The organism is Brevundimonas sp. AVps5, assembly GCF_058681515.1.
The window spans coordinates 1,906,637-1,925,226 of record NZ_CM178740.1 but is presented as its reverse complement, the minus strand read 5'-3'; the positions used below and the strand labels follow the sequence as shown (position 1 = coordinate 1,925,226).

At 67.9% G+C, this 18,590-nt stretch carries 15 protein-coding genes; 8 read left to right on the top strand and 7 right to left on the bottom strand.

What is annotated here, in order from left to right; all coding sequences use genetic code 11:
- Positions 1 to 2 precede the first annotated feature (2 nt).
- Genes ACW18A_RS09790 through ACW18A_RS09775 form a run of 4 tightly spaced genes read left to right on the top strand, consistent with a single transcriptional unit; the run spans position 3 to position 3,593 of the window.
- Positions 3 to 1,172 carry an acyl-CoA dehydrogenase family protein gene (locus ACW18A_RS09790; RefSeq protein ID WP_492021535.1) on the top strand — a complete coding sequence of 390 codons (1,170 nt, stop codon included), beginning with the start codon at positions 3 to 5 and terminating at the stop codon, positions 1,170 to 1,172.
- A complete protein-coding gene (locus tag ACW18A_RS09785) occupies positions 1,172 to 2,776 on the top strand; it encodes an AMP-binding protein (RefSeq protein ID WP_492021534.1) in 1,605 nt (534 codons plus the stop codon). The genes ACW18A_RS09790 and ACW18A_RS09785 overlap by 1 nt, the downstream gene beginning before the upstream one ends.
- A complete protein-coding gene (locus tag ACW18A_RS09780) occupies positions 2,773 to 3,195 on the top strand; it encodes an acyl-CoA thioesterase (RefSeq protein ID WP_492021533.1) in 423 nt (140 codons plus the stop codon). Before ACW18A_RS09785 ends, ACW18A_RS09780 begins: the two co-directional genes overlap by 4 nt.
- Complete coding sequence (locus tag ACW18A_RS09775; protein ID WP_492021532.1) at positions 3,192 to 3,593, top strand: RidA family protein; 402 nt, start codon at positions 3,192 to 3,194, stop codon at positions 3,591 to 3,593. The genes ACW18A_RS09780 and ACW18A_RS09775 overlap by 4 nt, the downstream gene beginning before the upstream one ends.
- 91 nt (positions 3,594 to 3,684) lie before the next feature.
- On the opposite strand, the gene ACW18A_RS09770 is transcribed toward ACW18A_RS09775, so the two are convergent.
- The 6 genes from ACW18A_RS09770 to ACW18A_RS09745 are packed head-to-tail and all read right to left on the bottom strand — an operon-like array spanning position 3,685 to position 9,084.
- On the bottom strand, positions 3,685 to 4,086 hold the full coding sequence (locus ACW18A_RS09770; protein WP_492021531.1) for a DUF2177 family protein: 402 nt from the start codon (positions 4,084 to 4,086) through the stop codon (positions 3,685 to 3,687).
- A gap of 4 nt (positions 4,087 to 4,090) precedes the next feature.
- Positions 4,091 to 5,113: an SAM-dependent methyltransferase gene (locus ACW18A_RS09765; protein WP_492021530.1), complete on the bottom strand. Its 1,023-nt coding sequence runs from the start codon at positions 5,111 to 5,113 to the stop codon at positions 4,091 to 4,093.
- An 18-nt stretch (positions 5,114 to 5,131) separates the two neighbouring features.
- A complete protein-coding gene (locus ACW18A_RS09760; RefSeq protein WP_492021529.1) occupies positions 5,132 to 5,647 on the bottom strand; it encodes a lipocalin family protein in 516 nt (171 codons plus the stop codon).
- Entirely contained in the window at positions 5,640 to 6,452 is an 813-nt protein-coding gene (locus ACW18A_RS09755; RefSeq protein ID WP_492021528.1) for a DUF1365 domain-containing protein, read from the bottom strand. Before ACW18A_RS09755 ends, ACW18A_RS09760 begins: the two co-directional genes overlap by 8 nt.
- On the bottom strand, positions 6,452 to 7,810 hold the full coding sequence (locus ACW18A_RS09750) for an NAD(P)/FAD-dependent oxidoreductase (RefSeq protein ID WP_492021527.1): 1,359 nt from the start codon (positions 7,808 to 7,810) through the stop codon (positions 6,452 to 6,454). Before ACW18A_RS09750 ends, ACW18A_RS09755 begins: the two co-directional genes overlap by 1 nt.
- 35 nt (positions 7,811 to 7,845) lie before the next feature.
- Entirely contained in the window at positions 7,846 to 9,084 is a 1,239-nt protein-coding gene (locus ACW18A_RS09745) for a class I SAM-dependent methyltransferase (protein ID WP_492021526.1), read from the bottom strand.
- 205 nt (positions 9,085 to 9,289) lie between these two features.
- Here ACW18A_RS09745 and ACW18A_RS09740 point away from each other — a divergent pair, with 205 nt between their 5' ends.
- Together ACW18A_RS09740 and ACW18A_RS09735 are read left to right on the top strand one after the other, a co-directional pair.
- Positions 9,290 to 10,609: a tetratricopeptide repeat protein gene (locus ACW18A_RS09740; RefSeq protein ID WP_492021525.1), complete on the top strand. Its 1,320-nt coding sequence runs from the start codon at positions 9,290 to 9,292 to the stop codon at positions 10,607 to 10,609.
- A gap of 17 nt (positions 10,610 to 10,626) precedes the next feature.
- The gene (locus tag ACW18A_RS09735; protein WP_492021524.1) at positions 10,627 to 11,535 is read left to right on the top strand and encodes a FecR family protein; all 909 of its coding nucleotides are present in this window, start codon (positions 10,627 to 10,629) and stop codon (positions 11,533 to 11,535) included.
- Here ACW18A_RS09735 and ACW18A_RS09730 read toward each other — a convergent pair.
- Positions 11,532 to 15,026: a beta strand repeat-containing protein gene (locus tag ACW18A_RS09730; protein ID WP_492021523.1), complete on the bottom strand. Its 3,495-nt coding sequence runs from the start codon at positions 15,024 to 15,026 to the stop codon at positions 11,532 to 11,534. The genes ACW18A_RS09735 and ACW18A_RS09730 overlap by 4 nt on opposite strands.
- A 223-nt stretch (positions 15,027 to 15,249) precedes the next feature.
- Between ACW18A_RS09730 and ACW18A_RS09725 the strand changes: the two genes are divergently transcribed.
- Together ACW18A_RS09725 and ACW18A_RS09720 are read left to right on the top strand one after the other, a co-directional pair.
- Positions 15,250 to 16,623 carry a multiheme c-type cytochrome gene (locus ACW18A_RS09725; RefSeq protein WP_492021522.1) on the top strand — a complete coding sequence of 458 codons (1,374 nt, stop codon included), beginning with the start codon at positions 15,250 to 15,252 and terminating at the stop codon, positions 16,621 to 16,623.
- Positions 16,620 to 18,590, top strand: coding sequence for a heme-binding protein (locus tag ACW18A_RS09720; RefSeq protein WP_492021521.1), 1,971 nt, complete (start codon positions 16,620 to 16,622; stop codon positions 18,588 to 18,590). The genes ACW18A_RS09725 and ACW18A_RS09720 overlap by 4 nt, the downstream gene beginning before the upstream one ends.

Below are 18,590 nucleotides of genomic sequence, written 5' to 3'. Positions count from 1 at the left end.
CCATGGCGGACCGCACCTTTCTCGACTGGCCGTTCTTCGATGACCGCCACCGCGCCTTCGCCGCCGACATCGAGGCCTGGGCCGAGGCCAACGGCGACGCGCTGCATCTGCACGGCGATCATGATCTGGACGGAGATTGCCGCAGGATACTGAAGGCGCTGGCCGACGGCGGCTGGTTGCGCAATGCCGTGCCCGACGCGGACGGCAAACTGGACGTGCGCACCCTGTGCCTGACCCGCGAGACCCTCGCCCGACGCTCGGGTCTGGCCGATTTCGTCTTCGCCATGCAGGGTTTGGGCTCCGGCCCGATCAGCCTGTTTGGAACCGACGATCAGAAGGCCCGCTGGCTGCCCGGCGTGGCGGCGGGCGAGACCATCGCCGCCTTCGCCCTGTCGGAGCCCGATGCCGGTTCGGACGTGGCGGCACTGTCCACCACTGCACGTCGCGACGGGAACGGCTGGGTGCTGGACGGGGTGAAGACCTTCATCTCTAACGGCGGTCTGGCCGACCGCTATGTTGTGTTCGCCCGGACCGGTGAAGGGGAAGGGGCGCGGGGCCTCAGCGCCTTCGTCGTCGATGCCGACACACCGGGGTTCGAGGTCGTGGAGCGCATCCCGCTGATGGCGGCCCACCCCCTGGCGACGATCCGGTTCACCGCCTGCCGCATCGACGGCGACCGCATCCTCGGCGCGCCGGGCGAGGGGTTCCGCATCGCCATGGCGACCCTGGACGTGTTCCGCTCGACGGTCGCCGCGGCGGCGCTGGGCTTCTCGCGCCGCGCCTTCGACGAGGCGGCCGGCCGTGCCAGCAGCCGCCGGCTGTTCGGTGCGCCGATGAGCGACCTGCAACTGGTCCAGGCTGCGCTGGCGGATATGGCGCTGAAGATCGACGCCTCGGCCCTGCTGATCTATCGCGCCGCCTGGCTGAAGGATCAGGGCGCGCCGCGGGTCACCCGCGAGGCGGCCATGGCCAAACTCTACGCCACTGACGAGGCCCAGCAGGTCATCGACGCGGCGGTACAGCTGTTCGGCGGCCTCGGTGTCGTCTCCGGCCATCCGGTCGAGCGGTTGTATCGCGAGATCCGCGCCCTGCGCATCTATGAGGGCGCGTCGGAGGTGCAGAAGATCGTCATCGCACGGCAGGTTCTCGCCGGGATGGGTGGAGGCGTCTGATGGGGGCCAGCGGACACATCGACCGGTTCGTCATCGACCACATGCCGCCGGCTGACCAGCGGCCCGACCTCATCTTCGACCTGCCGGAACTCGTCTATCCCGAGCGACTCAACGCCGGCGTCGAACTGCTGCGCCGGGCCATCGCCGCTGCGAGTCCCGACGCCCGCGCCCTGATCGATTTCGACCACGAGTTTTCCTGGAGCCGGGTGGACGCCATCTCGGACCGGATGGCGCGGGTGCTGATCGATGACATGGACCTGGTGCCCGGCAACCGCGTCCTGCTGCACGGCCCCAACAGTTCCTGGACCGTGATGGCCTGGTTCGCGATCCTGAAAGCCGGCGGCGTCGTGGTCGCCACCATGCCGATGCTCCGGGCGACCGAACTGGCCACCGTCATCGACAAGGCCCGGGTCAGCCATGCCCTGGTCTATCAGATGTTCAGTGACGTGGTTGCCGAGGCGTGCGCCCTCGCCCCGTTGCTGACGCGCGTGATGGACTCCGCCGCGCTGCAGACCGCCGCGCAGGCCCTGCCGCCTGGCATCAGTTTCACCGCCGTCGATACGGCCGCCGACGATCCCGCCCTGATCGCCTTCACCTCTGGCACGACGGGCAAGCCCAAGGGCTGCGTCCATTTCCACCGCGACATTCTCGCCATGGCCGACACTTTCGGCCGCCATATCGTCGGACTGACGAGGGACGATATCGTGGTCGGCACGCCGCCGATCGCCTTCACCTTCGGCCTCGGCGGGCTGGTGGTCTTCCCGGCCGCCGTGGGCGCCGCGACCGCCTTCCCCGACCGGCCCGGCTTCGACGCGCTGGCCGAGACGGTCGCGCGCTGCAGGGCCAGGGCCCTGCTCACCGCCCCGACCGGCTACCGGGCCCTGCTGAAGCTGGCCGGCGACCACGACCTGTCGAGCCTCCGCACCTGCGTCTCCGCCGGTGAGGCCCTGCCCGCCGCAACCTCCGACGCCTGGCATGAGGCGACCGGTGTCCGCATCATCGACGGCATCGGCTCGACCGAGATGATCCACGTCTTCATCTCGGCGAGCGGCGACGACATTCGCCCCGGCGCGACCGGCAAGGCTGTGCCGGGCTATGAGGCCCGTATCATCGACGCCGACGGCAAGCCGGTCCCGCCCGGCGGGACCGGCCGCCTCGCTGTGCGCGGTCCGACCGGTTGCCGCTATCTCGATGACGACCGCCAGGCGGACTATGTCCGGGACGGCTGGAACCTGACCGGCGATATCTATCATCTGGATACGGACGGCTATTTCTGGTTCGTCGCCCGGGCCGACGACATGATCGTCTCGTCCGGCTACAATATCGGCGCGCCCGAGGTGGAGAACGCCTTGCTGCGCCACCCCGCCGTGGCCGAGGCCGCCGTGATCGGCGCGCCGGACGAGGAACGCGGCCAGATCTGCAAGGCCTTCGTCGTTCTGAACTTCGGCATCGATCCGTCCCCGGAATTGCGCGCGGAACTCCAGACTTTCGTGAAAGGCGTCATCGCCCCCTACAAATACCCACGTGCGCTGGACTTCGTGGAGAGCCTGCCCAAGACCCAGACCGGCAAGCTGCAACGCTTCCGGCTGAAGGATACGGCATGATCGGTCAGGTTTTCTCGGTTGAGCGCCGTGTTCGGTTCGCCGACTGCGACGCGGCGGGCATCGTCTTCTTCCCGCGCTATTTCGAGATGTTGAACGGCGTGGTCGAGGACTGGTTCGCCCAGGCGCTCGGCGTTTCCTTCCGTGAGCTGCACATGGACCGGGGCGTCAGCGTTCCGACGGCGGCCATCGAGGCCCGGTTCATCGCCCCGTCGCGGCTGGAAGACGCCCTGACCGCCACCCTGACCGCGACCCGGCTGGGCGGCGCGTCCTGTAGCCTGCGCCACCGGTTTCATGCCGGCGATGCGCTTCGCTTCGAGGCGACCCAGACCCTCGTCTTCGTGGGTGCCTCGCTAAAACCCGAACCCTGGCCCGACGAATTGCGCGCCGGCATCGCGCCCTTTCTGGAGACCGCCGCATGAACCGCGCTCTGCTCCCCGAAGGCTGGCCCCGGCCCAGGGGTTATTCCAACGGTGTCGCCGCCGAGGGCCGGATGGTGTTTGTCGCCGGCCAGATCGGCTGGACGCCCGAGGGGGTGTTTCCGGACGGCGGGTTCGTGCCCCAGGTGCGTCAGACCCTGGTCAACACCCTGGCGGTCCTGGCCGAGGCCGGGGCGGGGCCTCAGGATATTGTCCGCATGACCTGGTACGTCGTCGACAAGGGTGAGTATCTGTCGGCGTTACGCGAGGTCGGCGCGATCTGGCGCGAGCTGATCGGACCCCACTATCCGGCCATGGCGGTTGTCGAGGTCAAGGGCCTGATCGAGGACGCGGCGCGGGTAGAGATCGAGAGCACGGCGGTCATCGCAGACGAAACCTGAGTGCGGGCGGCGATGTCAGTCCAACGCCCGCCTTTTCCCCCTGAATAGCCAGATCACGATGACAGGCTGCCAGGCAGCTTGACGATGAAACTCAGCGCACCATCCAGCGCGACCCGAAATAGCCGGCCAGAGCCGCGGTGGTCGCCAGGAAGGTGCCCCAGGTCATGTCGACCAGGGTGATCGTCATCGACCAGCGGGTCAGGGTCGCCTGGTTTGTCAGGTCATAGGTGGCATAGGCGACCAGGCCGAAGACGGCGCCGTTGATCGCGGCGCGCTTCCATGAACCCTGCTGGAGCGCCGGAACGGTCGCCAGGTAGGTCACGCCGGACAGGAACAGGACGTAAAAGGCGATCGCCGGCGGCAGGAGGAAGGATTCCCTCATCCAGTCGCCCAGCACGGGGCGATAGAGGCGGTCGCCCATGACCGTCAGCCAGACGGCGTCGAGCGCCAGCATGACGACGGCCGACGTGCCGAAAGCAGCGAGATAACGCATCGGTTCAGACCCCCTTCAGGCGGTAGTGGCTGACGCCCCAGACCGTTCCATCACTGTCACCGAACAGGCCGGCCGTCGCCATGAAGAAGCGGCGCCAGCGTCGCATCCACAGAGCGTGGTCGACGCCGTAGACATCCTTCATCAGACCCCGGATCTCGTCGACGTTGTTGTCGAAATTGTCCAGCCAGTCGTCGGCCGTGCGCTGATAGTGGGTCCCGCTCCAGCGCCAGTCCTGTTCGACCTCGAACAGGTCGGCGTACTGCCGGATCAGGTTGTGGCTGGGCATCACGCCGCCGGTGAAGAAATGCTGGGCGATGAAGTCTGCGTCGTCGGAGACCTCGAACCGGTAGGGCGCGTCGATGTGGCTGAAGACGTGCAGGAACATCCGGCCGTCCGGTTTCAGCCAGGTCTGCGCACGGGTCAGCAGGGCGCGCCAATTGGCCATATGCTCGAACATCTCCACCGACACGATCCGGTCAAAGGTCCGGTCGATATCGAAGACGTTCATGTCGGCGGTGACGATGGTCAGGTTTGTCAGGCCGCGCGCGGCCGCCTCGGTGTCGATGAAGTCCTTCTGGCTGCGGGAGTTCGACACGGCCGTGATGGTCGAGGCGGGGTAGTGTTCGGCCATCCACAGCGACAGCGAGCCCCAGCCGCAGCCGAGCTCCAGAATCGCCTGACCGTCCTTCAGGTCCGCGTGTTCGCAGGTCAGACGCAGGGCTGACGCCTCCGCATCGTCAAGCGAGGCGTCCGTCGTCTCGTAGAAGCAGCTTGAGTATTTCCGGTGCGCGCCGAGGCAGAGCTGGAAGAACCGGGCCGGCAGTTCGTAGTGCTGCTGGTTGGCGGCGTCGGTGTGTTCGGCGACGGGCCGTTCGGCCATCTCGCGGGCGAACCCGGCCTCATCTTCGGGGGCGGAGGCGTAGGTCTTGCGCGCGGTCGCGACCAGAAGCGCGATGGCCGGCCGGGTGATGAAGTCGGGGAAGGGCGCGTCCTGAAGCTTGTTCACGCGTTGGGCGAGGAGGCTCATGGGTGTGGTCCTTCAGGTTCAGCGCTGGATCAGCTGGCGGGTCGGCAGGCCGAGCTCGACCATCCGGTTGCGCAGGCGGGTCTGTTCAGCCGCACTCATCGTCGGACTGCGCGACAGCAGGGCAGGGAAGCGGCCGTCGGCCGTCGTGGCGATCATCCAGCTGTAGTCGGGGGCGACGTCGATGACCCAGTAGCGCTGGCGGATCAGGCCGGCGAAGAAGCTGGCCTCGAATTTGGCGTTGGTCGCGGTGTCAGTGACCCGGGCGCGGGTATTGATGGTCGTGACGCGACCGTCCCGGGCTCCCTGGCGGCAGGTCTGGCTGATCGTGAAGTCGTTCGGCGCGCGCCGGCTCCAGACCTGGCTGGCGGCCCAGCAGTCGCGTTGATGATCGTTCGGAGTGCGCAGGATCTCGTGCCAGCGACCCATGAAGCGGTCGAGGTCGATCGCGCGTCTGGGCTCCGGTGCCTGGGCGGATGCGGCCGTGGCGACTATCAGCATGAGGGCGGCCGCGAGCGGCAGGGCGAATCTAGGCATGTCGGGCTCCGGCAGAGGTTTCGGCCGGTCCCCCGACCGTGACGGGATGGGCGGGTGTGATCCCGCCGCGCAGGCGCAGACCCTTGAGCATAAGGCGGATCGCCTCCCAGTGGATGCCGGCGATGACCTTCAGCGTCAGCAGGGGATGGCTCAGCCAGGCGCGGCGCAGATTGGCGTCGGTCATCTCTGAACGGACGCCGGAGAAGCCGGTCAGCAGCATCGGGCCATCGGCGTCGTCCACGGTGATGGAGACGCGGGTGACCTCGGCGGCGATCCCTTCGGGCGGATCGACCTCGAACCGGTAGGTCAGGTCCATGTCCATGAAGGGCGAGACGTGGAAGGCCTTGCCGACCGCCTGACGCACTGGCGCCGCGGCTGCGCCGACGGACATCAGATAGGCGTGCCGGCCGCCGAAGGTGTTGGAAACCTCATAGAGAATGGCGCTGAGCTGGCCGGCTTCGGTGTGACAGAAATAGACACTGATCGGGTTGAAGCCGTAGCCGAGGATACGTGGCAGGGTCAGCAACTGGACCCTGCCGCCTGTGGCCAGGCCGGCGTCTTTCATTCGCTGTTCGATCTGGACCTTCAGGGGCGTTTCCGAGCCATCGCCGTGGTCGCCCTGGCGCAGGGTCATCAGGCCGAACCGGCCGGTGCCGAGCCAGCGCAAACGGCCGACAAGATCGTCCCACTCATCCAGATCGATCAGCAGCATGAACAGGCGATAGCGCAGGGCGTGGATGCGCGGGCGCAGGCGGCGATGGAACACCGGCCCGGTATAGATCCCGGATCGCAGGTCCGCCGACATCAGGCGGCCAGGGTCTTTGTTGCGGGGACGGGCAGGGGGATGCGGGCGCTTTCGTTCTCGACGGTCCAGGGCCTGCGGACGCCGCCGATATCCTCGGCGACCGCGAGTCCGGCCTGGAGTCCATCCTCGTGGAAGCCGGACCCGAACCAGGCACCGCAGAACCAGGTGCTGTTCCGTCCCTGAAGCGCGCCCAGGGCTCGCTGGGCCTCCATCGCCGCCGCGTTGAAAATGGGATGGTCAAACTCGCGGTCGGCCAGGACGAGGGCTGGATCAGGGTCCCGCTCGGGGTTCAGTGTCACGAACAGCTCCGGCCCCGGCAGCCCCTGCAAAAGGTTCATCCAGTAGGTAACGCTGGCGTCGCCGTCCCCACCGGCCCGGCCGGCCCCGACATAGTTCCAGGCGGCCCAGGCGGTGCTGCGGCGCGGCATGAAGCTGCGGTCTCGGTGCAGGACGACGCGGTTGCGACCGTAGGTCATGGGCTGGAGCAGGCGGCGTTCGTCCGCGCCCGGTTCAGTCAGCAGCGCCAGGGCCTGATCGGAATGGACGGCCAGGACGACCGCGTCGAACCGCTCCGCCCCGTCGCGGCTATGAAGGGTCGCGCCGTCGGCCGCGCGATCGATGCGCGAGACCGGCGTGTCCAGTCGAACCTGACCCCGGAAGTCCGCCGCGAGCGCCTCCACATACCGGCGGCTGCCCCCCGCCACCGTGCGCCAGGTCGGCTCCATGTCGACCTCGAGGAGCCGGTGGTTACGATAGAAGCGGATGAAGGCGGCGGCCGGGTAGTCGGCCATCTGCTGCGGCGTGGACGACCAGATGGCTGCGGCCTGGGGCAGGAGGTGGAGGTCGCGGAACGCCTGTCCGTATTTGCGGTCGTCAAGGTAGTGGCCCAGCGAGCACAGGGACCGGTCCAGCTGGGGCAGGTCGCCCGCGGCCGTGCGGTGGAACCGTTTCAGGTCCATCAGCATGCCCCAGAAGCGGGGGCTGGCGAGGTTACGCTTCTGGGCGAACAGGCCGCGCGCGCCGTGGCTGGAGTATTCGAAGTCGCCTGAGCTCATCGAGACAGCGAACGACATATGGGCGGCCTTGCTCTCGACGCCGAGGCAGTCGAGCAGGGCGGTGAAGTTCGGATAGTTCGGCTCGTTGTAGACGATGAAGCCGGTGTCCACGGCGACCGGGCCCTCCGGCGACGGCGCATCGACGGTGCAGGAATGACCGCCCAGGCGATCTTCAGCCTCGAACAGCACCACCTCGTGGCGGCGTGACAGCAACCAGGCCGCTGACAGGCCTGCGATCCCCGCGCCCACCACCGCGATGCGCCGCTTCGGGCCGGTCGTTGCGTCGAGAGTGCGGTCGAACATGGAACTGCCTGTCGTCAAGTCTTGGACATCAATAGCTAGGTATGAACGCGGGCGCCGGATGTCGATTGACTGGAGGACAGCGTCATGTGGACGACGTCCGTGCGGCCCGAGCGGAAGCCGGCCTCGCAGTAGGCGAGGTAATAGCGCCAGAGGTTGCGGAATCGCTCGTCCTTGCCGGCCGGGGAGCCGGTGTCGAACGCGATCCGCCAGCGACGAAGCGTTTCCGCGTAGTCGGTGCCGAAGCGGCGAACCACGTCGCCTTCCAACCCGGCGGCACCGATCGCTCGGGCCAGCCGCGGTTCAGACGGCAGCATCCCGCCCGGGAAGACGTACATCTGGATGAAGTCGGGCCGCCGCCGGTAGGTCGCGAGCAGGTCGTCGCGGATCGTGATGATCTGCAGGCCCGCGCGGCCACCGGGCGCGAGCCGGGCGCGGACCGTCTCGAAGAAGGTCGGCCAGTAGGCCTCACCCACCGCCTCGAACATTTCGACGGAGACGACGCGATCGAAGGTCCCCTGGACGTCGCGGTAGTCGATCAGCTGGATCGAGACCCGGTCGTCGAGCCCGGCCTGGGTGATGCGCTGTTCGGCGAAGGCTTTCTGGGAGGGTGACAGGGTGATGGCGGTGACGCGAACCCCGCGCTCTCCCGCCAGATACTCTGCGAACCCGCCCCAGCCGCAGCCGATCTCCAGAACTGACTGACCCGGCTGGATGTCGGCGGCGTCCGCCAGGGCGGCGTATTTGGCGTGCTGGGCGGCTTCCAGCGTCTGGTCCGGCCCGGCAAAGAGGGCGGAGGAATAGGTCATCCCCCGGTCCAGCCACTGGGCGTAGAAATCGTTGCCGAGGTCATAGTGGGCGACGATGTTGCGCCGCGAGCCCTTGCGGGTGTTCGAAGAGAAGGCATGGCGGATCGCGTCGATCGCGCGCGTGACCGGGTTGCCGCCGACAAGGCGGCCAAGGTGGTCGTAGTTGTCGGCGAAGGCGAGGAGGAGGGCGGGAAGGTCCGGCGTATCCCAGTCCCCGGCGACATAGCCTTCGGCAAACCCGATATCTCCGCGCCGGACCATCCGCGAGAAGGCCCGCCAGTGCCGGATACGCCAGACGACCGTCTGTGGGGACGCCGGACCGACCTCCAGGGTGCGTCCCGCCGGATCGACGATCACCAGCCGGCCGACCCGCCATAGCGAGGAGAGAGCTCCCATGAGCGGACCCGCCCAGTGCGGCCTCGCTTCGCCAAACGAAGCGGTCTCGATCACGCCCGGAGTATCGGTCATCACTTGTCCTATTCGATCGCCGAAGTGCCGCAACGATCCCGTCTCACGCAAGAGCATCCGGTGGATCTTGTCACGCCGTCATTGGCTGAACCCTGTCAGTTACGCGGGTGCGGGTCGGTTGGATGCGGGTCAGCCGACGTCCTTGACCTCGTCTTCGCCGACTCCTAGCGTTAGCCTAACGATGTTTGGCTGGGCGGTGTCGACGATGAACCACAGGTTCGGAACTCCGCGATGGCCCCTGGCGGCGTCTCTCGCCGTTTCTTGCGCCATCGCATCCCTGTCCGGAGCGGCATTGGCCCAGGATTTTCCGGCGGTTCTGGCCGCCCCCGATGACGTGGATCTGAACCTCGCCTATGCGCGGGAAGCGGCTCGACAGGGCGAACTGGCGATCGCGGCGTCGACCCTCGAACGTATCCTGATCAATGACCCCGACCGCCATGGCGTGCGGCTTTTGTATGCCGTCGTTCTGTATCGGTTGGGCGACCTCCAGAATGCGAGAGAACAGCTGCGGCGGCTCGAGACGGCCCCTCTGACGGATAGTCAGCAGGCCGAAGCCGCGGCCTACGGCCGTCGCATCGAAGGGGCGGATCAAGCGGCATCGGTTTGGGGCCGGCTGGCAGTTGGACTTTCGTATGAAGAGGATGCCGCAGGCGCCTATCAGACCGCGTTCGATCTGATAGGGGCGCCCGCACCGGAAGAGGGCCTGGCCAGCGAGGCGACGCTGTCGGTGAACGGGAGCCGGGATATCGGTTCGGGCCGGACCTGGACCGCGTTTGGCTCGGGGCTGCTCTATGACCATTCCGCGCTTTCGGGTGCCGCGGTCGACTTTCAGCGTGCGGACGCCGAGGTCGGCTTCAGCCGTACGACTCGCCTGACGGAAACCCGCGTCGGCGCGACCGTGAACCACGTTCGACTGGAGGGAGAACCGCAACTGACCGAGGTTGGGGTTCGGGGCGACACCCGCATTCGCGCCACCAACGCCCTGACCCTGAGCGCGCGGTTCGAGGCGGTAGACCAGAACTATGACGAGCCGCTCATCGACGCCCTGTCGCCGCTCCTGGGCGGGGACCGGAGTGGAGCACGCTATCTGGTCGGCGCGGGTGCCAGCATAAAGGTGACGTCCCGAACGACCCTGGGCGGGGCGCTTGACTACTCGACGAAGTCAGCCGGTTACGATCCGTTCGGATACGAGAGTCTGCGCGTCGGGATGAGTGTCCAGCAGCGCTACGATCGGGGCGTCTATGCTGCGGCCTCGGCGGCGGTGCGGTGGCAGGACTACGATAGTTCCGACACCTTCTTTCTGAGCGGCGCCGTTCGCGAGGATACGCGGACGACGGCGCGGATCGCCGTGGGTGCGCCCCTCAGCATTCTGGCGGAGGACGGGGTTCTCGGAGACCTCCGGGATGCGCTCGCCATCGAGGTGGCGGCGACCTACGCAAGCCGTGAGTCCGGTCCGCCCCTGGCGGATTTCGACGGGCTGGGGGCGGAGATGCGATTGATCTGGCGTTTCGGTTCAGAGCGATGATGTTGGGGAAACGGTTCATGATCAGACGCAATGCCGTCCGGATCGCTCCTGTCTTTGCGCTGCTTGTCGCGGGCCTGTCGGGTCTGGAGGCACAGGCGCAGAGCGTCGGCGTGAACGCCGCGATCCGGAATTCCGTCCAGACCCGCAGCGGTGCCAGCGCCCCGCTGCGTCCCGCTGTACTTCGTGCAGGCGTCGCCCTGGGTGACCAGTATGTCACCGGAGCCAACAGCCAGGTCCAGGTCCTGCTCAGGGATCGATCGACCTTCACCGTCGGTGCCAATGCCCGAATGACCGTCGATCGCTTCGTCGTCGCCGATCGCGGTGCCGGCGGGGTCACGGCCTCGGTGGCGCGGGGGGCGTTTCGCTTCGCCTCGGGTCGCACGACGCGCGGGCCGGCGCGGCAGGCTATCTCGACCCCCGTGGCCTCGATCGGCATTCGCGGGACGATCGTGGAAGGCGTCGTCGGGCCGGACGCCTTGTCCATGTTGAGGGGCCAGCCCGGTGTTCCCGCCTTTACCGGCGACGAGGAGACTATGGTTCTGGTGGTGCTGCGCGGCCCCGCCGGGGACACGCACAGCTTTGATACGCCGGGCGCGGTGACGATCGAGCGCGACGGCGTCGTCGTGGATCTGGATCGTGCCGGTCAGGCGGTGATCGTGACCAGCGACGGCGTGTTCGGACCGTTCGAGTTGTCGGATGCGGTATCAATGGTGCTCGCGGCGATGCTGTCGCCGCTTGCCGGTCCCGGCGGCGAGGCGGACGAGAGTCTGCTGGAGGCTGCGTCGGTGGCGGCCGACGACCCGTCGCCGTTTCAGGACGAGGTGACGCTGCCCGACCCGCTGGACGATTTCGACCCCTTGCCAGCGGCCGATGAGGGCCGGGATCAGGGCGACTTCCCATTCTTTCCGCCAGTTCGGCCGAACTAGAAGATCCCGCCGGCGTCCAGGGGGTCGCCGCCGTACCAGATCTGGTCGATCGTCGGGTCATGCCGGGCGTAGGGACCATCGAGCAGCGACAATTTCGGGTCGAGATCGCTCAGCAACGCCGCGAGGGCCGCGGCGCTGTCGATCGGAGCGTCGACCAGCAGGCAGATGACAGGTTCAGCCCATTTGCTGGAAATGTCCGGTGTCGGTGCCCGGCGCAAGGCCTCGACGTCGACGGTCGTTTGGTCGAACTCGAGGAATTCGACATTCGTCAGGGTGTCGGTCCCGTCCTGCCGGACGATTGTCAGTTCTCCATTGGGTCCGAATGCGAAATTGAGATTGGCGGGCGAGCCCGCATAGCGAACCGTGTCGACACCGGAGCCGCCGTCGATCCTATCGTCGCCCGAGCCGCCAACCAGAAGGTCGTCGTCCTCGTCGCCGAAGATCTGGTCGTCGCCGCCAGCGCCGTCGATTGTGTCGCGACCAAGACCGCCACGAAGAGTATCGACGCCGCCCGTGCCGATGATGTTGTCATCCAGCTGGGGATTGCGAGGGTTGGGCGGATTCGGCGGCGGCGGGGCTTCATCGACGTTGGTCACGGTTACGCTGACGGCCTGGTTGGTCGCCAGAGAACCGTCCGAGGCGCGAACCAAGACGTCATACACATTGTCGCCGTTTTGGTCGGCGGGCGCTTCGAAATCCGGCGCGGCCGCGAACTCCAGCGCGCCGGTCATAGTGTTGATGCGGAACAGGCCCGCATCTGCGCCGCCCGCGATCGAATAGGTCATGGCGCTGCCTTCCGGGTCCGTCGCGGTGACCGTGAGAACGGCGGTCATGTTCTCCGGAATGCTCGCGGCCCCGCCCGAGATGATCACTGGCGCTTCGTTGATGTTGCCGACGGTGATGCGGATCGCCTGGCTGTCCAGCAGAGCCCCGTCCGAAGCCTGGACGACCACATCGTAAACATTGTCCCGACCCTGGTCGGTTGGCACCTCGAAATCGGGCGCGGCCACGAACTCCAGCACGCCGGTCTGGGTGTTGATGCGGAACAGGGCGGAGTCCGCCCCGCCGACAATGGCATAGGTCACGGTGGCGCGTTCGGGATCGGATGCCGTTACCGTCGTGACGCTGATCGTGTTCTCCGCGATGCCGATGGCGGCGGTCGCGCCGCCGCCGTTCGAGGTGATGACCGGCGGCTCGCTGACGTTCGTCACGGTGACGCTGACCGTCTGGCGATCGTTCAACGAACCGTCGGCGGCCTGAACGATGACGTCGTAGACGTTGTTCCGGTCCTGATCGGACGGTGCCTCGAAATCGGGCGCGGCGACGAATTCCAGCGCTCCGGTCTGGCCGTTGATACGGAACAGGGCCGCGTCCGCGCCACCGACGATCGAGTAGGTCAGGACCGCGCCGGCATCGACGTCGGTCGCGGTGATCGTGCCGACGGCGGTGGTGTTCTCGGCCAGACCGACGGTCGCCGTGGTGCCTCCGCCGCCAGAGGTGATCACGGGGGCGTCGTTCGTGCCCGTGACCGTGACTGCAACCGTGGTTTCGCCGGTGAACCGTTCGACGTTGCGGCTGCCGTAGATGACATAGCTCGTGCCCGCGTCGGCCCTGCCACCCGGATCGGCCTGTGGAGCACCGATGATCAGGTCGTCGATGCCGTCGCCGTTGACGTCTCCGGCCGCCGAGACTCTGTAGCCGCTGAAATCCCCCGCCGCGGCCCCGCCGACCACGAAGCCGTTGACGCCGTCCAGGGCGGCCAGATTCAGGGTCGCGCCGAAGCCGCCGCGCTGTCCGAACACCACATAGGTCTCGCCCGAGTCCGCGCCGCCCGCGCCGTCGGCATAGAGGGCGCTGACCAGCAGATCCGCGACGCCGTCGCCGTTGATGTCGCCAGCCGCCGCCACCGAATGTCCGGTCAGGTTCAGCGCCGTGGTCCCCGTGATCACGAAGCCGGTGGTCCCGTTCAGGGTCGAGACGTCCAGATTGGTCCCGAACACTCCGCGCCGCCCGAAGACGACATAGGTCTCGCCCGCGCTCTCGCGGCCGCCGGGGTCGGCATAGGCAGCACCGACGGCGAAATCGGCGATCCCGTCGCCATTGATGTCGCCAATCCCGGCGACGGACCAGCCGGCCTGGTCGCCTGCCCGCGCGCCCGAAATGCTGAACCCGTTGACACCGTTCAAGGCGGCGAGCTCCAGCGTCGCGGCCCAGGCGGCGCGCTGGCCGAACACGACATAGGCCTGACCAGCATCGACCCGTCCGCCTGGGTCCGCCATCGGCGCGCCGACGATCAGGTCGGCCAGGCCGTCGCCGTTGATGTCGCCGGCGGACGAGACGACGTAGCCGCTTTGGTCGCCGCCGCGGGCGCCCGTGACGGCGAATCCGTTGGTCCCGTTCAGGCTGCCGACGTCGATCCCGGCGGCAAAACCGCCCGACCGACCAAAGACGACATAGCTGGTGCCCGAGTCTGCGCCGCGGCCGTCAACGCCTCGCGCGCCGACGATCAGATCGCCGAAGCCGTCGCCGTTCAGGTCGCCCGCCGCCGAGACCGTGAAGCCGAGACCGTCGTTGGCCGCGCCGCCACGGATGACGAAGCCGTTGGTCCCGTTCAGCGCCGTGACGTCGAGCGAGGCGGCGAACCCGCCGGAACGGCCGAACACGACATAGGCCTCGCCCGCGTTGGCGCCCCGGTTCGATTCTCCCCACGGTGCGCCAATGATCAGGTCGGCGAACCCGTCGCCGTTGATGTCGCCTGCGCGCGATACGCTGGCTCCGCTGTAGTCGAGCGGGTCGCCGCCGTTGATCGCGAACCCGTTGGTTCCATTCAGGGTCCCCAGATCGAGCGAGGTACCGAAACCGCCCCGGCGTCCGAAGACGACATAGCTGGAACCGGCGTCCGGTTCGCCGTTGGGATTGGCGGACAAGGCGCTGACCAGCAGGTCCGCGACCCCGTCGCCGTTGAAGTCGCCGATACCAGCCACCGCATAGCCGCTGCGGTCACCCGCCGCGACGCCGTTGATGACGAAGCCGTTGACGCCGTTAATCGCCGCCGCGTTGAACGTCCCGTCGGGCGCGAGGGCGGAGCCGCCGCCGTCGCTGCCGACGTAGGTGAAGGTGTTCTGCGTAACCTGGCCTGCCGCCAGGGATTGGAACGCCGCGCCCACCGCGTAGGAAACCGTGCCGTCGGCATTGACGATGACGGCGGCGCCCGAAGGCAGGGACACGACACTGCCGGACGTGACGGCGACGCCGTTGATCCGGGCCACCGCAGCGACGCCGACGTCGTTGGCGAGCACGGGGATCACCACGGCCGGCCCGTCCTCGGTCGCCTGGGTCGTGTCGGGCGTCGAGGTCACCACGCGCGGCGCCAGCAACTCCGGCAGCGGCGGGTCGATGGAGGTTGCAGGACTATCGCTGCCGGCACTTGCCGGACCGTCGTCCCTCGGTCGCTCCGGGTCCATTCCGAAATCCAGACGCCATCCGTCCATCTTCATCCCCCTGGGAGAAGTCGCCAGACACAAGACTGGCACCTTCTCGCCGCACCCCGCGACCGGCCCGCGACCGGACCTCGACCGGCCCGCGACCAAGGTAGCACACCGTTCGGTGAACGCATGCCGATTCAACCGTTGCCGTTTTGGTCCCTCGAAAAATGATGTTATCGTTGGCCCTTCGTGCCCAGTCGCGCGAACGGCGAGGTCGGGGGACTTTGGAGTGGGCGTCAGGCTCGCGGACAACTCGGACGCGGCATGGGCGATATCCTGGCTCCAAGGCGCGCTGCTGATCGCACTGCTACTGGCCTTCGCCGGTCCGGCGCTGGCTGTGGATCTGCACCAGGGCGTAGCGACTTGCGCCGGCTCGACCTGCCACGGCCGCCAGGCGGCGGACGGGGTGATCGTGCGTCAGAACGAACTGGTGACCTGGCAGGACCCGTCGAGCTCGGCCGGAGCCCACAGCCGGGCCTGGCGAACGCTGCAGGGCGGATGGGCACGCAGGATCGCGACCCGGCTGGGTCTCGGCGACGCGTCCCGCGCGCCTGCCTGCCTCGGCTGCCATAGCGATTCAGCGCCTCAAAGAGGCGCCCGTTTCCAGGTCTCGGACGGGGTGGGATGCGAAGCCTGCCACGGGGGCTCGGAACGCTGGCTGGCCAGCCATACGACTGTCGGAGCCACCCATGCCGACAACGTCGCTCGCGGCATGACGGCGCTGAATGATCCGCAGGTCGCCGCGTCGGTCTGTCTCGACTGTCATTTCGGCAGCGACAAGCCCAACCAGTTCGTCAGCCACCGGATGATGAGCGCAGGCCATCCCCGCCTGACTTTCGAACTGGACCTGTTCAACGCCTTCCAGAGGCACCACGACGAGGACGCCGACTATGTTTCCCGCAAGGCGGTCTGGGCGGGAACCACGGTCTGGGCCGTCGGACAGGCGATGGCGCTGGAGCGGTCATTGACCCTGTTCAGTCGCGACGACCGCGGCATGGACGGGCAGTTTCCCGAGTTCTATTTCTTTGACTGCCACAGCTGTCACCGCGCGATCTCCGACGACAGCGACCCCGCTATCCGGTTCGAGCGCAATCCGGACCGGGCCGTGGCGTGGGGTGCGCCCCCTTACAACGATGAGAACCTGATCCTGCTGGGGGCGGCGGCACGACCTCTCGAAGGCGGCGCGGTCGCTGAGCGCTTTCAGGCCGATGCGCGCGCCTTCCATCTGGCTCTGGCCGGGGATCGGAACGATGCCGCTTCGGCGGCCCGGACCCTCGCCCGTTCCAGTCGGGGGCTGGCAGGTGCCATGGCAGGCCATGGTTTCAACACCGCGGCCACGCTCGACCTGCTCCGGTCCGTCCTCGGCGACGCCCTGGCACCCCGTTTCACCGACTACACCGGTGGGGTCCAGGCGGTCATGGCCGTCGACACCCTGCTCACCGCCCTGGTGCGACAGGGGGCGGTGCCGGCCTCTGCGTTTGCTGCAATGCGTCCTGACATCGAGACCGCCTACGCCGCGACGCGTGATCCCAACGCCTGGCGACCCGAGGCCTTCCGTCAATCGCTGGGTCGTGTGCGCGCCGCGCTGGACCGCACCACATGAACCGCTCCCCATGGGTCGCGATGCTTGCGGCGTCCGCAACAGCGCTTTCCGCATGCGGAGGCGGCGGATCGTCTCCATCGGCTTCGAACCCGGGCGGCGGAACCGGCGGGGGCGGAGGCGGGGCCAGCCCCGTCTATCTCGCCGTTCCTCAACTGGCGCTGACCGCGGCGGAGGTCGACGGCATACTGGCGCGCGCCGTCGCCGAGGCGCGGGCGCGGTCATCGCCCGCCGTGATCGCCGTGACCGACCGGGTCGGCAATGTCCTCGCGGTGTACAGCATGACCGGTGCGCGTCCGACGGCCACGCTCAGGCCCGGTGCCGCCGGCAACTCCGATCTGCAGGGGGTGGTCGTACCAGCCGCAGCCGGGGCCATCGCCAAGGCCATCACCGGGGCCTATCTGTCATCGGGCGGCAACGCCTTTTCAACCCGCACCGCCAGCATGATCGTACAGGAACATTTCCCGCCGGCTTCCTCGACGGCGGGCCTGGAAAGCGGACCTTTGTTCGGCGTGCAGTTCAGCCAACTGCCCTGTTCGGACCTGTCGCGTCGGTTCGTCGCCGGTGGCGGAGCCGGAGCGGGGATCGGTCCGAAGCGATCTCCGCTTGGACTGTCCGCCGATCCGGGCGGGTTTCCACTCTACAAGAACGGCACGGTCGTCGGCGGCGTCGGCGTGATGGCAGACGGCGACTACGGGTTCGACACCAATGTGCTGGACTTCGATCGCGACGACGAGGAGGCCATCGCCCTTGCGGCGGCGACGGGGCTGGAGGCTCCGATCGAGATTCGCGCCGAGCGCATCACGGTGGATGGTACCTCGCTGCGTTTCGCCGACACGACGGCTTCGGATCTGCGCAGTAGCCCGGCGACGGCTCCCGCCCTGGCGTCCTTGCCGGGAGGGACTGGCGCGTTCACCGCCGTGACCAGCTACTACCCGGGGAGCGGCTCGATCGCCGGGCAGGCCTATGGCTCCGAAGCCTCGGGCGTGCGGGACGCCGCCACGACCGAATATGCCGACCCCGACGCCTATGTGCTGACCGACGGGGCTGGCGTGGCGAGATACCTGCCGACAGCCGGCGGCGACGGAGCCCAGGTCGGAAGCCCGCTGACCGCCGCCGAGGTCCGCCAACTTCTGGAAGACGCCTTCGCCGTCATGCGTCGCAGCCGCGCCCAGATCCGTCGGCCGCTCGACAGTCGTGCGCAGGTGTCGATTTCGGTCGTCGATAGTCAGGGAGCCATCCTGGGCCTCGTCCGTTCACCGGACGCACCGCTGTTCGGCATCGACGTCTCCCTGCAGAAGGCCCGTTCCGCCGCCTTCCTGAGCAGCCCCGGTGCCGCGGCCGATCTGTTGGGGGATCCCAGCGGAGACGTCCGGGCGTTCGTACCGGCGACCCGGACGTTCCTGAACCAGCCGGCGGCGCTGGGAGGGACCACGGCCTTTTCCGTGCGCGCCATCGGCAATCTGGCCCGTCCCTATTTTCCAGATGGAGAGGTCGGCCGTCCCAACGGCCCGCTGTCGCGCCCCATCGCGCGCTGGAGCCCGCTGTCGACCGGCCTGCAGTCGGCGCTGATCCTGACGAATCTGGGTCAGCACGTCGCCCATGTCTCCGGCCTGGGCGCGGACACGCCGCAGCGGTGCACCTTCCTGCCGGATGCCCGTCCCGGACAGAACCGTTTGCAGAATGGCCTGCAGATCTTCCCCGGCGGCGTTCCGATCTATCGAGGCGGCGTCATGATCGGCGCGATCGGGGTATCAGGCGACGGCATCGACCAGGACGACATGATCGCCTTCCTCGGCCTTGCGAACACCGCCGCGCGCGGGGGTGGCCTGGGCCAGGCCCCGGCAGCGTCCCGCTCGGATCAGGTCACCGTCAGCGTGAACGGTTCGCCGGTCCGGCTGCGGTACGTCAACTGCCCCTTCGCGCCGTTCCTGGACTCGTCGGACCAGAACGTCTGTCAGGGCCTGTGA